Raw genomic sequence first — 20716 nt, forward strand, 5'->3', positions numbered from 1 at the left:
GCCGAATACAGAGCCCGACCAAAACGGCGTGGTCTTTATGCGACCGCGCCAACTAGGCCATGCGGTCACGGACGGTTGAGCGAATGGTCGACGACCATCTCGACACGGTCCGGATAGATATTCATGACGTGGCGCCACCGAGCGCCGTCGTCGTCGTGCGCGCCGACCCACCTGATCGTCTCGTCGATCGCGCCGCTCACGATGCGGATCGAAGCGTCGACATCTGATAGCGCGTGCGATGAGTATGCATTGACGTGGACCGCGACGACCTCCAAGCCGGCGACGTGCAGGATCTCAGGATCACCGCCTCCGCGCAGGACATCCCTCTCGAGCACGACGTGACCCGAGGCCGTGAAAGCAGCGAGATTCGAATGGCACACTGCGTGGGCCCCAGGCAAGCGCGCGTGCAGGTCGAGGTCGACCGCCGGGTCGTCCCACGCCAGTTCCACCCTGACATCACCGTCCCTTGTCCAGCTCGACGCGTAGTCGCTGGCGTTCGGCCGCTCTGAAGGAGTCGGTTCATCCGGGATGTGAGCTGCGATTACGGCTCGGAATTCCTCGAGTTGGTCGGAGTTCCCCGGGCGCAGGTGCCGGACCACGGTTGCCCGCGAACGCGCGCCGGGCTCGAGACGGTCCAGCACCTTCTTACTCACCGGTCCGTATGCCGCTAATACGACGTGCGCCTGCGGAAGTCCCCCCGTGTAGTCAGCGAGCGCGTCTGCCGGGTTCCGCAGAACCGAGCGCCGGTACTGCTTCACCTCTACAGCCAGAGTCGATGACCCAGGTTCGTCGATTGGCTCTCGAACCAGACGGAAGTCCGGCTGTACACCGCCGGTACGGCCGTGCCCAATTGGTGTTCCATAAGCGGTTCGCAACTCAGTCCACACGGCAATCGGGCCGTCGACCGAGTCGAAGGTGGCGAGCTCGACGCCCCCGAAGTCGAAGGAGAGGCGGCCTGACGTGACTTTGAAGTCGAGTCGTCGCTGGCCGATCGCATCGACGATGCGAGTGAAGATCCAAGCCGAGTACACCTCGTGCCGTTTGCCCCAAATCGGAAGGGAAAGCAATGACGTGAGTTCGTTGACGTTCTCGCGGATCAGGCGTCCGACCGTTGGCAGTTCTTCGAGTGCGGCGTCCATTTCCCTCGTAACCTCGGCGACTGCGGTGGCGAGCCTGACGGTTGCGCCCCCCAGTGCCAAGGCCGTTGCACCGCGGTCGGCCAGCCAGGTTAGTTCCTCACCGATGGCGTAGTCCCAGAAGTCGCTGACGAGGCTGGCGAGATTCCCAAGACCGTCCGGACCCTGGAATCCGTCGGAGTAGTCGGAGCGAGCCGGCCATTGTGCCGACGCCTCAGCGAGAAACTGTTCGCGCATCTGCCAAGCCCTGGCGATACGCGAGTCAAGTTGGTCGATCCCGCTCACCGGGGCCGCTTGAGCAGGCGGCCACGCCATGGATCGATTTCGACCGACCGGCCGATCTACGTCGGGGGAAAGTATGAGCAGCCCTTGCGCGATCGCGCTGCGCAGCCCCCAGGCCGCGCCAGCCTTCCATCTCGGGTACCTCCGGGCGACGAGGACACGACGACTTGTCTCTTCCCAATCGCGAAAGACTTCGATGTCAAACTCGAACGGCCGCACGTCGCGATCGAAGTTGAACCTGACACGCAGGTTCGGGCCCGACGCTCGCGTGGCTTGGATCGCCTCGTACAGGCGCAACAGATCTGACAGCATGACGACGACGGGCTCGAGGACCTCGAAGAGGTTCTCGATCAGTTCCTGGGCCGACAAGGCGTCAATTGCAACCCGGAAGTCCTTGGACTCATCGAAGGCGAAGCGGGAGCGCAGTTCGTCAACGAGGTCGGCGTCATAGTCCTGCGGACGAAGCACCCCAGCTGCGACCAAGCTGTCCCAGCACTCCTGCGCCGACTGGACAACGTTCCCGCTCATCAACTTCTCCTATCGGGTCCTGCCGCGAACCTCCGCCTATCAGGACGCACTATCGCAGCAGCTGCCCGTTTGCTGTCATCCGGGCGTTGCGTGGCGTTCGCGACTTCCGATGCCTCAGCTCCGATGCCCCTCCGCATCGAGTTCGATCACTAAATGCGCAGAGTGTGGAAGTCGTAGAGGGCGGCCGAGGATGGGAGGTTGGTTCGCCGATTAATTGCCTGCTATCTGAAGCCCCAGACCGACACGTGAAGCTGCGGCCGGACATGCGTCGAATCAGATTCGGGTTTAGATGTCGCCGTTGTCAGACCAAGTGCCGTGAGTCTCGGCGCGGCTCGTCTGCTCCACGGCTGACCATCCCACGGTCACGAACGGCTTACGAGCGCTGCCGATGAACTTGTCGATGCGTCGACCGTTGACGAGGAGCGGCAGGTGAATGTGCCACTCATTCCATGATGCGTCCGCCTTCACCCAAATGTGGAACCGCTCGACCTGCCCTGTGCCGAGCTGTAGGGCTGGAACAGGGCCGGGCTCTTCGTTCGGCGCCCAAATGAAGTCGACGACAGGCGGGTCGAACGCATCGAGATCCACGTCGAGGCGACGAGGATCTACTTCCGCCCCGCCGGCCGCCGCGAACAAGACTCCCACTTTGGCTCGCCGATCGGTTCGGGTGTTCCTTATCAGCACGTCCTCGATGACGATCGAGACGTCAGACCTCGCCTGGATCGTGACTTGCATCATGGATAGGCCGAGGTCAAAGCCACCATTGCGATGTGCCCACTGCCACGCGTCAAAGGAGATGGCGGGCCGGGGCTCCGTCGGTAGGCCATCGGGGAATGCGTACGCGAAGCTCAGCCAGGGTGGGTAGTTTGCCCAGATGAGTCGCTGATCTCGTTCGACGTGCACGTAGACGGGGTCGAATCCCCAGAGCGCTTCGGACAGCTTGTTGGCGTACTCCGTGAGTGGCTTCACGAGAGCAGTAACGACGATTCCAACCAACGTCCCCGCGATAACGCCCCACAGCCATGTCACGGAGACGCAGTCTGCCAGACGGGACCGGGCTGACTCTGGCCGGCCCGTCAGGAGGCACGGAGATACCTGAACGCGTGCCCGTCCCAATCGGCCCTCAGCCCCGAATCCGAGCTGGTACGCGCCGCTCGGCGCACCCTTCGTTCGTGACCACTCGTTCGCCCGATCCATAACCTCGGCGCGCTCTATCTCGCGCCGCGTCCAGCGGAGACTCGCACCTCACGCGGTCACCTCCAGTGACTCGGGAACCAGTCGTCTGCGTTAACACGAGTGATGAAGACTGGCTCGCGTGGTTCCTTGTCTGTCAGCGCCGTCACCACACCCCAGTCGTCCACCCACAGCACGCCGCCGTGCGGCTTGACGCGCTTGATCCTCGCCTTGACCTGGTCGGCCTTCGTGACACCGATGACTTGGGCTAGTTCAGGGCCACCCTCCTTCGCCGTCACGTCGCCGGCGGCAGCCATCCGGTACTTACGCCCGCGGAGCAGGGGCTGCTCCAAATCGGGTGCAGCCTGCCTGGGGCGACGATCCGTGTCTGGCGCAGGCTGAGCTTCCTGGGTAGAGGACGCAGGTGCAGCGCGCTCCGAACCAACCGCTGGGCGCACATCGGCGGTCTGGGGCCGATGGCTCTCGAGGTAGAGTGAGACCAGCTCTGGTGCAATTCGACCGCGCTCGCCGACATGGATGCCTGCCCGTCTGGCCCACGCCCGAACCTCCGCGGGCTGTGGACCCGAATCTGACGGAGCTGACCGGGCAGGGTCATGAATCACAGTGGCGCGTGCATTCGGCCTGGATACGGCTCGCACGCTCGGCGGCGGTACCGCTCCGGACACGGTCACGGCTGTTGTCGGTTGGAGCCCGTCGAGGGCCGGCCGCAGGGGCGATGACTTCCCGGCGCCCACGCCGTCGTTTACGACAGCAGCGTCATCCGATCCAGCTGGGGCACTCGCGGCAGCCAGATCGCGCGCACGGATCGTGGCACGCTCCTCCTCCGCCTTCGCCCGCGCCGCTGAGCGTTCAGCAGCCTGGCGCGCACGCTCCTTCTGACGGTCCAGTCGCTCCCACAATGAGGCCATTGCGACGTCTGGATCGCGATAGTAGGCGGAAGCACGCACCCGCCAGAACGACCATCCCAGTCGTTCGAGCACCCGTTGGCGGCGGACGTCGTTATCCCACTGCTCGGGACCGTGGAACTGATCGCCGTCGCACTCGACGGCCAAACGCTCACCCTGGGCGACTTTGACCACCATGTCGATGCGATACGCCCCTACGCGGTACTGCGGAACGACCTCGTAGCCTCGATCAAGGATCTGTTGGAGGACATCTCGCTCGAACTTTGATTCCGTGAGTTCGAACAGATCGGTGACGTCGGCCTTGCGTTTATCGGCGTCGCGCACGTACTCGATCAGGGCTTTGCGTTCGTCGTCCGCGTGGAGCGTCGCCGGATCGACCGTGTGGAACACCCAGAGTTGGTCCTGCGCACGGGAAGCAGCGACATTCACCCGCTGCTTGTCCGGTGTCCTTGTCGCGGCGAACGAGTTGCTGTCGGCGACGACGCTGATGAACACCACGTGGCGTTCGTCCCCCTGGAAGTTCGCAGCGTTGCCGACGCGAAGGTGACGGCGCTGGAACTCGACGAGCCCCAATCGCTCCAGCAGCATCGCCTCGATGATCTGCGACTGGGGTCCGCTCTGGAGAGCGACCACGCCGAAGGTGAGTCCGTCATAGGCCGGGTCCGCTGCACATTCGACAACCTTGTCGACGAGCTTCTCGGCTTCACGGGGGTTGACCCGATGCGATCCCGACGACACCGCAGCTCCGTCGGTAACATGAACGGCATGGAGCGGTTGCCCGATCTGCGGCCGTGATGTCTCACGCAGGGGCAGGATCCGGCCGCTGTAGTAGCGGTTGGAGAACCCGATGATCTCGGGGACGCAGCGGAAGTGCTCGCGAAGCAAGATTACCGACGGGAATGCGCGCTCGGCGATCGCGTACAACGACTCGTCGAGAGTCAGAAGCTCCTTGTGGTCCACATCGGGGATGTGCGCCGACTGAAGCTTGCTGATCCGCTCGCGATCCACGCCGACCGCGGCCGGCGAAGTCTGCTTGTCGTCGCCAACGACGACGGCCTTCCGCCCTAGTGCGAGTACCCCGGCGGACAGCAGGTCACATTGGGACGACTCGTCGACGATCACGACGTCGAAGAGTTCGGATCGAGTCGGGTCAAAGTTGTCGACAACCCGGTGGATCGGCATGATCCACACCGGGATGGCGCCCATGGCGACCGGGAGCTCCTTGCGGGCCTGCGCCTCCCACTTCGGGGCGTACTTGCCCGTACCTTTACCGCGCCGACCGAGAGCATTGAGCCACGCTGAGAGCGCCCGCCGCTGCTGGTCCTTGAGGTTCAGCTTGAGGGCTAGCCGTGCAGATCGATTCGCCAGGTCGAGAACAAGTCGCCTGAGTTCGGCCGCCTCGGCGTGGGCTCGAGCCATCAGCTGGCTGACCTCTCCGGCAGCGTGAAGGTCGTCGAGCCACGTGTTGGCTGTGCGCCAGGTCCAAAGGAGCTCGGCCTCAGCGGGGTCTCCGGCCGCCGACGCTGCCCCCCGCGACACCAGGATCTGCCGACTCCACAGAGGGGCGACGGCCGAGAGTCGATCAGACAAAGTAGCGCGACGAAGCACACGTGGACGCACTTCGGCCAACCGCTCCGACTCTTCGATCGTCTGCCGCCATGCGGTCCAGTCCCGCCGAGCGAGGGCACTCACGAGAAGGCCCCACAACGGCGATGCGCTCGAAGCGCGCGACCGCTCTTCGAGGGCGACTCGAAGCTCCTCGAGGTCCCCCGCGATGCGCCGCTCTTCAAAGCGCGCCGCGGCCCCTTCCAAGATGGCGGCGGCCGACCCGAGCGACGCGACTGACCCCGCGGGCACTCCGATCGACACGTAGCGCCCTAGGTCGGCGTTCATCGCCGGCGCCTCGTGCAGATACCACGCCTCGAGCTGCTCGATCCGGCTGACAATCTCTTGCGCCCCAGCGAGGAAGCCGGGCCCCTCATCAGGGGCAGGTGTTCCGGACTCGTTGCTGATCTGAACCAACCGCGTTCGTAGACCTCGTTCGACCACTCGGAGCTTGATCGACCACTGAGCCAATCTGACCTCGTCGACGGTGCGTAGAGCTAGACCGTCGACACGCACAGCGTCGTGCAGTTCTCGGAGGTCACGGCTACCGAGCTTGGGGATCCCCTTGCCAGCGGCAAAACGTGACGCCATCTCTTCGAGCACCGCGGTCTGCTCGCGGTGGTCCCCGGTGGGGACAACGACCTCGTGCCCTCCAAGGAATCGCCGGATCTCCATGGCCTGCCCGAGCTCGCCTCGGAGCGCCTCGCGGTGAGCACGCCAGTGGTGGCTGAACTCCGGGGAGCGAACCAGCTCGCGCCCGACACGCTCCTCCCATGCGCCCGAGAGTTCCTGAAGTCGCGCCGCCCCGTGGCGGGCACGGGCAGCAGCCGACGCACACTCCTCCACTCGGAGGGCGTCGAGCGCCTCGACTCGCAATCCCAGATGCTCCAAGTCGGCCATGGCACTACGCAGTTGATCGAGACGATCGACCTTCGCCGCAAGCTCGGATCCGCTTGGTACGTCCGTGGACTTCGGGAAGTCGAGCACGGCCCCGGATGCATCGGAGGCTTCGATGTCGGTCGCCAACCCGAAAAACTCGATGAGCTCGCCGTGGGATAGCGGCAACTGTGCGTCTGCGCGCAAAGCGTCAGGGACGAGATTGAGTTGCTGATGACGTGCTAGCCAGATCGCGACATCAGGGGCACGTGCGGATCCGGCCGGAAGAACGAACTCCCGCTCTTCTCCCCGCAAAGCCTCCACGAGTGCAAGGTCTGTGCGCCTTTGATCCTCACGGAGGGCGTCGACCTGCAGACCAAGATCGCGAATCTTGCGTTGCTCGCGCTCGACATCGAGACCCGCCGCCGAGTCCATCACCGATTGCACCGAAGCTCGCAGCTGGTCCATCGCTGCGGGCGTTGAACCTAGAACGGCGACCGAGAGATCGCGGAGCTCGACAGGGATCTTGTCCCGGAGTACCGCGAGCGCCTGCTCGTTCTGCGCTGTGACCAGAACTCGCTTTCCCTGCGCCACGAGATGCGAGACGAGATTCACGATCGTGTGGCTCTTGCCAGTCCCCGGCGGCCCCTGGACCGTCACGCCGCGCGAGGTCGACAGTTGCCGAGCGATTCGTTCCTGCTCCACGTTCGTTGGCAACGGCATCAGGATCCGGTCGGCCGTTCCATCGTTCTCGGGCGATGACTGTCCCAGCGCCGACAGGGCACCGCTCACCCTCTGCTCGTCCGCGACGATCGCGGCCAGCGCTTCAGGAAGAAACCCGGTGTCCATCAGCACCTGAGACAGCTCCGTATAGAAGCGCTCGTGTCGCACTGGCCGCGGGCGTAGGAAGAGAACCCACCCGTCGTTCAGGACGGGGTGCGGACCGGGCGGCAGAACATCGACGCCCTCCTCCGCGCGCGCATTGAGCCCGAGGGGAGCGAGAAACTGTTGACGGACTTCCAGCATCTCTGGCGTGGACCAAGGGTCCGGCGGCGCCTCACGTAGCCGCGTCCGGAGACCGACGAGCTCGTCGACACCCGGCAGCCCGAGCCCCTCGATCGCGTCCAGCTCGAGTTCGATCCCTCGTTCAGGAGCGACCGAGATCGAACCGTCGGTCTCGTCAATGTCCACAGTGACCGGCACCGTGAGGATGGGCGCCCGGATTCGCGCACTCCCGGGTGACCAAGAGAGCAACGCGCGTCCCCAGACGATCTCGTGGGTGGCTTCGTCGCGCTCCGCACGCAGATGTAGCTGGTACAGCTTCTCGTAGAGGGAACGAGCGGTCCGGGCTGCTCGGGCGCGAACCGACCACGGCTCCCACGACACTCTGGTCCACTGGTCTAGCACCTGCTCGGCCAGAGCTCGATCCTCGTTGAGCGCGTCGTCGCGATCCTCGGAATCCGGGTCAACGAGACGTGGCGAACCGAATGCATCGGCAACGGATGGGATGTCGACGAGCTCAGCTATGCGAGCCGGCGGCGTCGGCGGATCCAAGTCGGCGACACGGCGCACGGTCAACCACTCGGCGCGGGTGTCGCTTGGCCCCAGCAGGACACCGTGGTGGTTGGGGACGTCCCCGGGCCAGATGCTGATGTCGTACTGGCTGACGTCGCGGACTGTCGCTGGGCCAACGTCGCGAGCCAGCGCGGCGAGGAACTCCAAGAGCCGGGACGTCTGATCCAGGACCGCGTCCCGAACAGATCCTCCCCCGCCGTCGTGACGCACCGCGAACCTCCGACCCGTGACAGTTACTCGCCCATCGTCGCACTGACCTCAGGCGAGGACGTCCAATTCAGATCGTCGCTGAGCCACGAATCGCATTGCAATGTGCCCTAGCGGCTAACCCGCTGCGCGTTCCCGAGCCAATCGGTGCGGCCTCATGCACCCCCGCCGATCGACGCGACTAGTCAGACGACGAGTCTGGGACGAAGAGGCAAAACGGCGAGCCACAAGCAAGCTCACCACGGGCCGTGGGCGATGCAGTCGCTGCATCGGCTGGTTGCGGCAAGCGGTCGTCCCAGTGCGTCAGAGATCGCGATTGTGTCGCCGTTGCCGATCCGTTGCCAGGCGCCCTGCTCGTCGACGAGCCCCCACGCGTCGTAGTCGGCGTCGTCGCCCTTGTGCGGGCAGCCGTCGAAATGCGCCATCCCCCGAGGCGAGACTCGAAGCGCCGCAGTCCGCTCAGCACGCCTCTGCCGGTCCGCCAGACCATGAGCACACACCGCGCGATCCAGATCGCAAAGTTCGCACCATGTCATGGGGCGAGCATAGAGATCGCGATCGGCGGGCAGATCAGACGAGCGGTCGGACTTCCTGCACCCACTTCGGGAAGACTGCGGCAAATGTCTCGGCGGTGCTGACGAGCCACTGTGCGAGATCGGGTGCGAGGGCCTCGTCGCGCCAGTCGCCGTCGCGGCGCAGGATCGCCTGGCTGGACTTGTTCTCCGGGACGTCGCGCCATTCGAGGCTCACGCCGAGGGCGTCCTCGATCTCCTGGCGGCGTGTGTGGAGGTGGGCGAACAGGGCCTTGTCATTGCGGATGTAGAACGAGCAATAGACGGCCGGCTCCCGGCTGGCGAGGGATAGGACGACGGCGCAGCCGGGTTGGCCGACGTTGACGTCGACAGCGTCTTGCGTCGAGGCCTTAGGCCACGACGTGATCAGGGTTCCTGTGGACTCGCCGAGGTCACGGACGGTCTGGAAGAACGCGTGCCGTTGGGCCAGCAGCGGCCTGGTGCCCGCAGCGCGCCAGGCAGGCGGCTCGTCGCCGACCTCGAGTCCGGCGAGCTCGGCGAGTTCACGGGCGTCGATGAACTGCTCTGCGGCGGCGTGCCCGTCGTCGTCGAACGTCAGACCCTCGGACTCCAGGTAGGCACGCGGGTCCTCGGAGCGCTCGGGATCGAGCCAGCGGAACCCGGAGGAAATCGTCCCGCCGGTCTGGAGCACCCGCCAGGCACCTTGCATGAGGTGTGTGGTGATGATCGCTGCAACGGGCTGGGGATAGGAGCTCGCGACGAGTGCGACCTCGCCGTAAGACGTCCAGCGCCCCGCCGGAATCTCCGCGACGATGGAGGCGACCATACGCCGCGTCTCGGACGGCTCCGCGTCGCCTGTGCCGGCTAGCGCCTCGTTCGGTCCTGGCCACAGCCTGATGATCTTCTCGGCCAGGGCTGCGCCACGTGCGTTGATCTCAGCCACGCTCCACGTCGCGTTCCCGGCGATCTCCTGGTTCATGAGGAGCCCCGACCCGGCCAGCATGGCCCGCTTGGCGGCGAACGGGCGGTTGCTCAGCTCGCTGTTGTAGCCGGTGAGCGTCAGGTTGCCGACGGTGTGCACGATCCGCTCGTGCTCGGCCGCCACGTCGGCGTGGTCGGGAAGCCCGGACGCGAACTCCTTCCGAACGGCGTCGGTCAGGGTCTGTGGCAGCACGTGCTCGATCGTGAGCGACTTGGGGTCAACGACCTCCTTGGACCCGTAAGACTCCTCGATCCAGTGCAGGATTAGCTTCTTCTGCGCGGCGCGGCCCTGCCAGTAGAAGGGCACCACTCCGACGGCCTCGCGGACCTGCTTGTCAGTGCCGAAGTACTTGCGTCCGCGGGACAGGTAGTCGCGCAGGGCGACATCGATGCCTTCGGCGTCCGTGACAGCACCCACGGCCTGGAGGAGGCTCCGGTTGAGGCCTGCAGTCGCGCGCCCGACGACAATGCGACGGACGAAATACGACTCCAGCGTCAGCAAGGCGTCAGCAACCTGGGTGGATGTCGCGGTGTGCGCCGCCCGACGGGCAAGGATCGTCATGACAACCGGGTACGCCGTGGTCGAGCCCCATGCCCTGATGCGTTCTAGCCGGCGTCGGATGGCGGGGTCGCTCTCTCGCGACGGGTCGAGGATTGTGGCCAGGACGTCGCCGAGCGCGGCGATGCGCCGTACCTCTGACTCGATCTGGTCGGGCGTGGTGAACTTCTCGAGCCGCTTCTGCTGGCCGGAGTAGGTGTCCGACTGCTTGGCACGCTCGTCGCGCTGGGCCAGGTCCAGCCAGAACAGCAGCTCGAGCGCGTCGGACGACAGCTTCTTCTCGAGGGGCAGCCACACCGCGTCGTAGACCTCTTCGCCGCGCCCTCCGAGCCGCATGAACAAGTAGTTCTTGAGTAGGTCGGACTGGTTGAGCTGCAACCCAGTGTTGTTCAACGACTCGAAGATGCGGTGGGCGTTGTCGCCGGGCTCCGCGGTCACGACGACGACGGCCAACCCGTGCACGACGGCGTTCTCGATCTCTTCCAGGTCGTGCGGGTCATCGGGGTCGTCTGCGGCGGCGATCCTGGCGCGGAAGTGGTTGTAGGCGTTGCCGATCGCATCGGATCCGCCCGCCTCCGGCGACGACGTCAGCACCGCCTTGAACGCCTCGCGGTCGGCCTGGGTGGGCAGCACCTTGCTCGGCTTGCCCTTGTCGTAGACGTTGACGAGGTACTGCGCATGGATGCCCCCGGCATGGCCGGCGTCACCGGTCTCCGCAAGGTGGTCGCGTAGCGCCGCGAGCAGCAGAGTGAGCGTGGTCAGACGCTGCTGGCCGTCGACGACGAGCAGCTTGGACACGCCGATGGCGGTGAAGTCGGGGCTGGTGGCCAGGACGAGCGAGCCGATGAAGTGCGTCGCTGCAGGATCGTCACGGCGGGTCGTGACGAGCTCGACGATGTCGTCCCAGAGCTGGTCAAGCTGCTTCTTCTGCCACGAGTAGACCCGCTGGTACAGGGGAACTTGGTACTGCTTCTTGCCCTCCAGGACCCCGGCGAAGCTTGTCTCCATCGCCTTGACCACGCGCGCCTCCGTGTTCTCACCTGCGAAAACGACCCACTCCACCGTAGCCGCTCGCGCGGCGGGGGTTCCGCGATCGTGTCCTTCCGCGCCGATAGGCTCGGGTCATGAATCGCGAGACCCAGAGGGCAGAACTGCACAAGACCATCTGGAGGATCGCGAACGACCTGCGTGGCAGCGTCGACGGCTGGGACTTCAAGCAGTACGTGCTCGGCTTCCTGTTCTACCGATACATCTCGGAGAACCTCACCGCGTATCTCAACGCCGGCGAGCACGAGGCTGGCAACGCGGACTTCAACTACGCCGCCGCGTCGAACCTCGACGTCGAGGACCCTGACCTCGTCCGCGGGATCGTGGCGGAGAAGGGTTTCTTTATCCGCCCCTCGGAGCTGTTCGCCAACGTCCGCGCTCGTGCAGCGCGAGATGCGAACCTCAACGAGACCCTGGAGCGAGCCTTCAGGAACATCGAGGCCTCCGCAGTCGGAACCGACGCCGAGGACGACCTCAAGGGCCTGTTCGACGACCTCGACGTCAACTCGAACAAACTCGGGGCCACAGTGGCCAAGCGCAACGAGAGGCTCGCCAAACTGCTCGACGCGATCGGCGATCTGAACCTCGGCAACGGGAACTTCAGCGAGAACAAGATCGACGCGTTCGGCGACGCCTACGAGTACCTCATGCAGATGTATGCCTCCTCGGCCGGCAAGTCCGGTGGGGAGTACTACACGCCGCAGGAGGTCTCCGAGCTGCTCGCCCGCATCACCGTCGTGGGCAAGACGAGCGTGAACAAGGTGTACGACCCGGCCTGCGGGTCCGGCTCGCTTCTGCTGAAGTACCGCAAGGTGCTCGGCAAGGACGGTGTCCGGCAGGGGTACTTCGGCCAGGAGATCAACCTCACCACCTACAACCTGTGCCGGATCAACATGTTCCTGCACGACGTCAACTTCGAGCACTTTGACATCGCTCACGGCGACACTTTGATCGACCCGGCCCACTGGGACGACGAGCCGTTCGAGGCGATCGTGTCCAACCCGCCCTACTCCATCAACTGGGAGGGCGACGCCAACCCACTGCTCATCAACGATCCGCGTTACTCCTCGGCGGGTGTGCTCGCGCCGAAATCCAAGGCGGACCTGGCCTTCACGATGCACATTCTGTCGTGGCTGGCCGTCAATGGGACCGCCGCAATCGTCAACTTTCCGGGCGTCCTCTACCGCGGCGGTGCGGAGCAGAAGATCCGCAAGTACCTCATCGACAACAACTACGTCGATGCGGTGATCCAGCTCCCGCCGGACCTGTTCTTTGGCACCACCATCGCGACGTGCATCCTCGTGCTCAAGAAGTCCAAGGGCGACAATGCCGTGCTGTTCATCGACGCCTCTGCGGAGTTTGCTCGACGCGGGAACAAGAACACGATCACGGCAATCCACCAGGACCGAATTCTCGATGCGTTTACGACGCGCGACGACGTCACCCACTTCGCACAGCTCGTCGAGAACCAGGCCATCGCGGAGAACGCCTACAACATCTCCGTCTCGTCCTGGGTGGAGTCCGAGGACACCCGCGAAGTTATCGACATCGCCGAACTCAACAGCCGTATTGTTGGTATCGTCGAGCGTCAGGCGGCACTTCGCGAGCAGATCGACGCCATTGTCGCCGACCTCGACGGCGCGGGCGTATGAGCCGCATCGACGACCTCATTAAGAAGTACGCGCCCGCCGGCGTCGAGTACAAGCCACTCGGAGACGTCGCCGAGGTGTTTCGCGGGAAGCGCTTCGTGAAGGCTGACATCGTCGCCTCTGGCGTCCCATGCGTCCACTATGGCGAGATCTACACGAAGTACGGCTTGTCGGCGAACGTCTCGTACTCGTTCCTCGAACCGGCACATGCGGCAAGTCTTCGGGTGGCTCTTCCTGGGGACCTCATTGTCGCGGCTGCGGGCGAGACCATCGAGGACATCGGCAACTCTGTTGCCTGGCTAGGGTCGGAGCCGATAGTCATCCACGATGCCTGCTACGCCGTTCGGAGTTCTTTCCTGGATGCGACCTTCTTGTCATACCTTTTTCGGACCGGCGACTTCAAGAGCCAGATCCGCAAGTGGATCAGTTCTTCAAAGATCTCATCAATTTCGACTCAGAACCTCTCCAGGGCGCTCGTTCCTGTACCTCCTCTCGAGGTCCAGCGCGAGATCGTAAGAACCTTGGACACGTTCACGGAGCTGGAGTCCGAGCTGGAGGTGGAGCTGGAGGCGGAGCTGGGGACCCGCATGCAGCAGTATGCGCACTACCGCGACGCGCTCCTTTCGTTCGAACGTCGTGACGACGTCGAGTGGAAGCCGCTTAATGCCGTCGGGAGCTTCCTTCGTGGCCGCCGCTTCACCAAGGCGGACTTCGCCGATACGGGGACTCCATGCATTCACTACGGCGAGATCTATACGCACTACGGGACATCCGCCACAGCGGTCGTCTCGCATTTGAGACCGGAGCTGAAGACCGCACTGAGATTCGCCGAGCCAGGCGACGTCGTTCTCGTTGACGTGGGCGAGACGGTGCAGGATGTTGGCAAGGCCGTCGCGTGGCTCGGCGATGAACCGGTCGCCATTCACGATCACAGCTACGCCTATCGGTCGGAGCTCGATCCTTCGTATGTGTCCTACGTGATGCAGACCGCGTCATTCATCGCCGCGCGGGCCCGATTCGTTGCCCGGACAAAGGTGAAGACACTCCTTATTGACGGATTCGGGACGGTGCGGATCCCGGTTCCCTCAAGTGAGGAGCAGCGGCGGATCGTTGCGGTTCTCGACGGGTTCCAAGTCTTGGTGAACGACTTGTCGTCAGGCCTGCCTGCCGAGGTCGAGGCTCGTCGGCAGCAGTACGCGTACTACCGGGATCGGCTACTGGCATTCGAGGAGGCCACTGCGTGAGCGAGTCGGTGTCGCGGTTCGAACCGATCGCACTGTCGTCGGAGTCGACCGTCGTCGCAGAGTTCGAGGCCGACCCGGCAGAGACGACGCGGTACCAGTCGGAGGCCGAGCTTGAGGCCGAGCTCATCCGGCTGCTGCGGGAGCAGGCGTACGAGTACCTGCCGATCACCTGCGAAGCGGATCTGGTCGCCAATCTGCGCACCCAGCTCGAGGCGCTGAATCACATCACGTTCACCGACGCGGAGTGGACGCGGTTCTTTACCGAGAAGATATCCGGCGAGAAGGACGGCATCGTCGAGAAGACGATCCGGATCCAAGAGGACCACGTCCAGCTCCTCAAGCGGGACGACGGGTCGTCGAAGAACATCACGCTGCTGGACAAGACCCGCGTCCACAACAACCGGATGCAGGTGATCAACCAGTACGAGGTGCCGGGTGCGCCGGCGTCGGGCACGGCTGGCCGGCCGCAGCGCGCGAACCGGTACGACGTGACCATCCTCGTCAACGGGCTGCCGTTGGTGCACGTCGAGCTCAAGCGGCGTGGTGTGGACATCCGTGAGGCGTTCAATCAGATCAACCGCTACCAGCGGGACTCGTTCTGGTCGGGCTCGGGACTGTTCGAGTACGTCCAGCTCTTCGTCATCTCCAACGGGACGTTGACGAAGTACTACTCGAACACCACCCGCGCACATCACCTGGACGAGCAGGGCAAGGCCAAGCGCGGACGCAAGACGTCGAACTCCTTCGAGTTCACCTCGTGGTGGGCGGACGCGACGAACAGGCCGATCACGGATCTGGTCGGGTTCACGAGGACGTTCTTCGCCAAGCACTCGCTGCTGAACGTGCTGACGAGGTACTGCGTGCTGACCGCTGACCGGATGATGCTCGTGATGCGCCCGTACCAGATCGCGGCGACTGAGCGGATCCTGAGCCGGATCGAGACGTCGACGAACCTCAAGCAGTTCGGCACTTTGGCCGCAGGCGGGTACGTGTGGCATACGACCGGGTCGGGCAAGACGCTGACGTCCTTCAAGACCGCGCAGCTCGCCTCACGGCTTGGGGACGTGGGCAAGGTGCTGTTCGTCGTCGATCGCAAGGACCTGGACTACCAGACCATGCGCGAGTACGACCGGTTCGAGAAGGGCGCTGCGAACTCCAACTCCTCCACGGCGGTGCTCAAGCGCCAGCTGGAGGACCCCTCGGCGCGGATCATCATCACCACGATCCAGAAGTTGTCGACCTTCGTCGCCAAGAACAAGGGCCACGCCATCTACGGCGGGCATGTGGTGATCATCTTCGACGAGTGCCACCGCTCCCAGTTCGGCGACATGCACACCGCGATCACCAAGGCGTTCAAGCGGTACCACCTGTTCGGGTTCACCGGGACCCCGATCTTCGCCGCCAACGCTGGCGCAGGTGGGAGCCCGACGCTGCGGACCACGGCGCAGGCGTTCGGGGACAAGTTGCACACATACACGATCGTGGACGCGATCAGCGACAAGAACGTGCTGCCGTTCCGCATGGACTACGTCAACACGGTCAGGGTCGGTGCCGTGGTGGACAAGCAGGTCTCGGCGATCGACACCGAGAAGGCGCTGCTCGACCCTGCCCGCGTGCGCATGGTGACGCAATACGTGCTGGATCACTTCGACCAGAAGACCAAGCGCAATCAGACCTATGCGCTCAAGGACCGGCGGGTGGCCGGGTTCAACGCGCTGTTCGCAACAGCGTCGATCGAGGCAGCGAAGATCTACTACAACATGTTCGGCCGCTTGCAGGAGGACCTGCCGGACGATAAGCGGCTGAAGGTCGGGCTCATCTACTCCTACGCGGCCAACGAGGCCGAGGACGAGACCGCGGCCGGGCTCCTCGGCGAAGAAGAGTTCGAGACCCACGGCCTGGACGCCCGCTCACGGGACTTCCTGGAAGACGCGATCCAGGACTACAACGACCTGTTCGGGACCTCGTTCGACACCAGCGCGGAGAAGTTCCAGAACTACTACAAGGATCTGTCGTTGCGGATGAAGAACCGCGAGATCGACCTGGTCATCGTGGTCAACATGTTCCTCACGGGGTTCGATGCGACCACGATGAACACCCTTTGGGTCGACAAGAACTTGCGTGCGCACGGGCTGGTCCAGGCGTACTCACGGACCAACCGCATCCTGAACTCGGTCAAGACCTACGGCAACATCGTCTCCTTCCGCGACCTCGAGGAGGAGACGAACGACGCGATCGCGCTCTTCGGCAACAGGGACGCTGCCGGGATCGTGCTGCTCAAGCCCTACGGCGAGTACTTCGACGAGTACGCCGAGCAGGTCACCGAGCTCTGGGAGCGGTTCCCGCCCGGTGTGCAGATCGTGGGCGAGCAGGCGCAGAAGGACTTCATCGCTGTCTTCGGGGCGCTGCTGCGGCTGCGCAACATCCTGCTCTCGTTCGACGACTTCGCCGGCAACCAGATCCTGTCTGATCGCGACCTGCAGGACTACCAGTCGATCTACCTGGACCTGTACCAGTCCTTCCGTCGCACGGACACCGCCGAGCGCGAGTCGATCAACGACGACGTCGTGTTCGAGATCGAGTTGATCAAACAGGTCGAAATCAATGTCGACTACATCCTCATGCTTGTCGAGCAGCTCCGGGTCGCCAAGGGCGACGGCGACGACCGGGAGATCAAGGCGACCATCGACCGAGCCATCGACTCCAGCCCGTCCCTGCGCAACAAGAAGGACCTCATCGAGGAGTTCGTCGACCGGCTGTCGGTGGACGAGGACGTGGCCGACGAGTGGCGTCGCCACGTCGCGGCCAGGCGTGAGGCTGAGCTGGAGCGGATCATCGCCGAGGAGAACCTCAAGCCCGATCAGACCCGCGCGTTCGTCGACACCGCGTTTCGCGACGGACAGGTCCGGGCCACCGGCACAGCCATCACCACGATCCTGCCGCCGGTCTCTCGGTTCGCGAAGGGCTCGAACCGGGGGGCCAAGAAGCAGGCCGTCGTCGACAAGCTCACCGCGTTTTTCGACCGCTTCTTCGACCTGGCGTGATCGCCTGCGACCTGGATGTCCGACTGGCGCACTGACGCCCGGCTCGACGAGCTGGCGTACCTGCCCGCGGTGCGTTCGTGTCGCGCCGGATCGCACCGCATTCGAGGCTCGGGCGCCTTGGTGCCAGAAGAGTCAACGCCCCTGAAACCTCCGTTGTCAGGCAACGCCTGGCCTAGGCGCCGACCAGTACCGCCGCCACCCTCGCAGCCGTGGGTTGTCGCGTCTTGCGCCGATCGCCGCACACCTGCCCTTGAAGGGAGGTGATCGTGATGGGACGACGGGACCTGATCCGACGGGAGTGCGCGAAGCTGGCGGCAGCCGAAGCGCGCGACGCGGCGGCGCCAGGTCCGGCAGCAACATTGCCAGCATGGCTAGGGACCGGCGGGACGGTCGCGTCGTCGGAGTCGACCTGGGCGAGGTCCGTACCGGCACACACGACGTCGACGCAGCCTCCGCGGCCGGCGCCCGGACGGCACCCGTCGGCGCAACGCCTGAACAACAGACGGCCGGCCTTGCCTCCGTACGAGGGTGGTCCCCTGCGGGAACTCGTCCGGCGCCGCGACGAGGCACGGGCGGCCGTGCGGGCGCTCGACACCGAGATCGCCGACGAGGTTGAGCGGGCGCGCGCGGTGGGCGCGCCATGGACTGCCATCGCTCAATGCCTGGCGATCACACGGCAGGGCGCTCGTCAGCGGTACGGCGCCGGTGGCACACACGCTCACCCGATGCGGACGTGGTCCACAGATCTCCGGTAGTGCCTTGCGACGTCGCTCGCGGCGCTGCGTGATGAGTTCGGGAGGGAGTAACGATGACCATCGGGTACACGGCGGCCACCCCGCAGGAGGTCGCGGAGTCGTTCGGCATCTCAGTCGAATGGGTGCGCGAGCAGGCGCGGCGCGGTCGGGTGCCGCACCTGAAGTTCGGGAGGGGCAAGATCCGTTTCCTTCCCGAGCACATTGACGCGCTCGTACGGCTCGCGACGGTCGACGGCGTCGACCCCGAGGCGGAACCGCCGGCTGAGGCGTCAGCCGATCTCGGTTCGCTCGGGGCCACAGTCCGTTCGCTCCGAGCCCACCAGCGTCGCCCGCACGTGCAGGGCGACCCACAGATGTTCTGACGAGCCGGCCTTCGCTGTGCGGCCGCTGCTGCGCGAATCTGGGGCGTTCAGGACGGCGGCGAAGCTGCCGATGGACAGGCATGGCGACAAGCGGTGGCGAGGCAGTCCCGGGTCCCAAGACGATGCGCCTGCGCTACGCCGGGACGTGCCGCGCATGCGGGACGGCGCTTGCGGCCGGTACCACGGGCGTCTACGACCGCAGCACCAAGTCGGTCACGTGCGTGCACTGCCCGGCACCTGCGCCACTCGAGACGGCAACCGGCGACACCCTGCCCGAGCCCCCTCCCCCGCCGCCTGCCGAGGTTGAGGCAGGGGTAGCAGGTAGCTCGGCGCGACGAGTGTTCGAGCGTCGCAGCGCGGCCCGCGAGGCGCGCATCCGCGACGCACACCCGCGCCTCGGCGGGCTCATACTCGCGGTCTCGGAGCAACCGCAGAGCACGACCGCGTGGGCGCGCGGCGCCAAGGGTGAGGAGATGCTCGGGCGCGGGCTGGACTCGCTCGCCGACAAGGGCGTCCGCATGCTGCACGACCGTCGGATTCCTCGCACCAGGGCCAACATCGACCACATCGCCGTGGCACCCTCAGGCGTTTACGTCATCGACGCCAAGCGCTACGCCGGGCGGCCGACGCTGCGGATCGAGGGCGGCATCATCCGGCCGCGCACGTCCCGGCTCGTCATCGGTTCCCGCGACGGCACCAGGCTCGTCGAGGGAGTTCACAAGCAGGTCGGGCTCGTCCGGGACGCGCTCGCAGCTGCGGGTCACGATGACATCCCCGCGCGCGGGATGCTCTGCTTCGTCGACGCCGACTGGCCGCTGTTCGGCGGCTCCTTCCAGATCGACGGCGTCGACGTCCTCTGGCCGCGGAAGGCCTACGAACGACTTGTCGTTCCCGGTGCGCTCGCACCGACGACCGTCGAGGAGATCCATCGGCGCCTGGCCGAGGAGTTCCCGATCGCCTAGCGAACGGCCGATGAAGGCTTCGCCCTACACCGGGCCGATAGACAGCGCGATGACGCGATTATCACGCCGGGTCCGTCACCCGTCATTGCGGCTCGATGACGAGCCCACTCAACGCCCTCCCCGCAGCGGCCGCGGCGGCGGCCTGCTGGTCCGGCAGCAGGTGCGCGTAGGTCTCGGTCGTGGTCGTGATCGACTCGTGCCCGAGGCGCCGTTGCAGGACGAACAGGTCGACGCCGGCGGCGATCATCCACGACGCGTGCGTGTGCCGCAGGTCGTGCACGCGGGGCCGCTTGGTCAGCCGGGGCGCGTCAGGGTCGGGCGACCCGTCCGGCCGCAGCGGGTTCATCGCGGCCTCGAGCGCGGGCGTCCACGTCTGCGTCCAGAACCTTGAGGACGAGAGCTGGCTGCCGACGGTGTTCGGGAACACGAGATCTCCCGGAGTCTTGCCGGCAACGACGCCGCGGAGAACGCCGACGAGGTCGTCGGGAAGCGACACCGTGCGTCGCGCTCGCCTGGTCTTGGGTGGGCCGACGTACCAGTGACGGTTCTCGTCGCGCTTCCACGCCTTCGTCACGCGCACGGTCGCTGGCATCGACGTGAGGTCGAAGTCGGCGACAGTGAGCGCGGTCGCCTCCCCCCAGCGCAGCCCGGAGGCAACGAGCAGCAGGACGAGGGGCTGGTAGTACTCGGCAACCTTCGACAGCAGCAGCGCGAACTCGTCGCGCGTAAGCACTGTCATCTCGTCATGCGTCGCCTGCGACTTTGGCAGCTCGACGCCGGCACACGGGTTGTCGTCGCGGTACCCAAGCCGCACAGCGGTCGACATCGCCGCGGAGAACAGCCCATGCACGTTGGCGATCGTCTTGGGTGCGTAGCCGCGGTCCGTCATCGTGCGCACCCACTCGGCTACGTGGCGGTAGGTGATCGACTTGACGGCATAGGGGCCGAGAACGGGCGAGATGTGCGTGGCGAGCTGCTGGCGGTAGTGCGCGCGGGTGTCTCGGCCGACCGACGTCAGCAGGTCGATGTGTTCGGAGATGACGTCATCGACGGTCGGGCCGCGATGACGCACGGTGTCAGCAATCCGCGCGGCCTCGGCGGCGTATCCGCCAGCCGCCTCGATGAGCTGACGAGCCACCGTGGCGTCACGCAGATCGTCATACGTGAGCGAGGTCTGGCGTCCCGTATCCGGGTCGCGCCACAATACGGCGAAGGCCCTAGAGCCATCGCGGCGACGGCGCTCACGGATGCTCGCCATAGAGACAAAAATAG

The 20716-nt window shown here is 65.3% G+C and carries 11 protein-coding genes; 5 read left to right on the plus strand and 6 right to left on the minus strand.

Annotated features, from left to right (window positions below):
- Positions 1 to 65: 65 nt before the first annotated feature.
- The 5 genes from AC1DQC_RS09750 to AC1DQC_RS09770 form a co-directional block, all read right to left on the minus strand.
- Entirely contained in the window at positions 66 to 1946 is a 1881-nt protein-coding gene (locus tag AC1DQC_RS09750; protein WP_477051039.1) for a hypothetical protein, read from the minus strand.
- 285 nt (positions 1947 to 2231) lie between these two features.
- Positions 2232 to 2975 (minus strand): hypothetical protein, encoded by a 744-nt coding sequence (locus AC1DQC_RS09755; protein ID WP_477051040.1) that lies wholly within the window; start codon positions 2973 to 2975, stop codon positions 2232 to 2234.
- 224 nt (positions 2976 to 3199) lie between these two features.
- Positions 3200 to 8248: an AAA domain-containing protein gene (locus tag AC1DQC_RS09760; RefSeq protein WP_477051041.1), complete on the minus strand. Its 5049-nt coding sequence runs from the start codon at positions 8246 to 8248 to the stop codon at positions 3200 to 3202.
- Positions 8249 to 8544: 296 nt separating this feature from the next.
- Positions 8545 to 8733 carry a hypothetical protein gene (locus AC1DQC_RS09765; protein WP_477051042.1) on the minus strand — a complete coding sequence of 63 codons (189 nt, stop codon included), beginning with the start codon at positions 8731 to 8733 and terminating at the stop codon, positions 8545 to 8547.
- A 145-nt stretch (positions 8734 to 8878) separates the two neighbouring features.
- On the minus strand, positions 8879 to 11401 hold the full coding sequence (locus AC1DQC_RS09770; protein ID WP_477051043.1) for a DUF4268 domain-containing protein: 2523 nt from the start codon (positions 11399 to 11401) through the stop codon (positions 8879 to 8881).
- Between the two features lie 104 nt (positions 11402 to 11505).
- On the opposite strand from AC1DQC_RS09770, the gene AC1DQC_RS09775 reads away from it, so the two are divergent.
- The 5 genes from AC1DQC_RS09775 (at position 11506) to AC1DQC_RS09795 (ending at position 19444) form a co-directional block, all read left to right on the plus strand.
- The gene (locus AC1DQC_RS09775; RefSeq protein WP_477051044.1) at positions 11506 to 13080 is read left to right on the plus strand and encodes a type I restriction-modification system subunit M; all 1575 of its coding nucleotides are present in this window, start codon (positions 11506 to 11508) and stop codon (positions 13078 to 13080) included.
- The gene (locus AC1DQC_RS09780) at positions 13077 to 14321 is read left to right on the plus strand and encodes a restriction endonuclease subunit S (protein WP_477051045.1); all 1245 of its coding nucleotides are present in this window, start codon (positions 13077 to 13079) and stop codon (positions 14319 to 14321) included. The genes AC1DQC_RS09775 and AC1DQC_RS09780 overlap by 4 nt, the downstream gene beginning before the upstream one ends.
- The gene (locus tag AC1DQC_RS09785; protein WP_477051046.1) at positions 14318 to 17365 is read left to right on the plus strand and encodes a type I restriction endonuclease subunit R; all 3048 of its coding nucleotides are present in this window, start codon (positions 14318 to 14320) and stop codon (positions 17363 to 17365) included. Before AC1DQC_RS09780 ends, AC1DQC_RS09785 begins: the two co-directional genes overlap by 4 nt.
- Positions 17366 to 18173: 808 nt before the next feature.
- Complete coding sequence (locus AC1DQC_RS09790) at positions 18174 to 18482, plus strand: helix-turn-helix domain-containing protein (protein WP_421732954.1); 309 nt, start codon at positions 18174 to 18176, stop codon at positions 18480 to 18482.
- 338 nt (positions 18483 to 18820) lie between these two features.
- Positions 18821 to 19444: a nuclease-related domain-containing protein gene (locus AC1DQC_RS09795; RefSeq protein WP_477051047.1), complete on the plus strand. Its 624-nt coding sequence runs from the start codon at positions 18821 to 18823 to the stop codon at positions 19442 to 19444.
- 82 nt (positions 19445 to 19526) lie between these two features.
- On the opposite strand, the gene AC1DQC_RS09800 is transcribed toward AC1DQC_RS09795, so the two are convergent.
- Positions 19527 to 20702, minus strand: a complete 1176-nt coding sequence (locus AC1DQC_RS09800; protein ID WP_477051048.1) for a tyrosine-type recombinase/integrase — start codon at positions 20700 to 20702, stop codon at positions 19527 to 19529.
- Positions 20703 to 20716 lie beyond the last annotated feature (14 nt).

This window comes from Cellulomonas sp. P4_H12, from assembly GCF_056400905.1.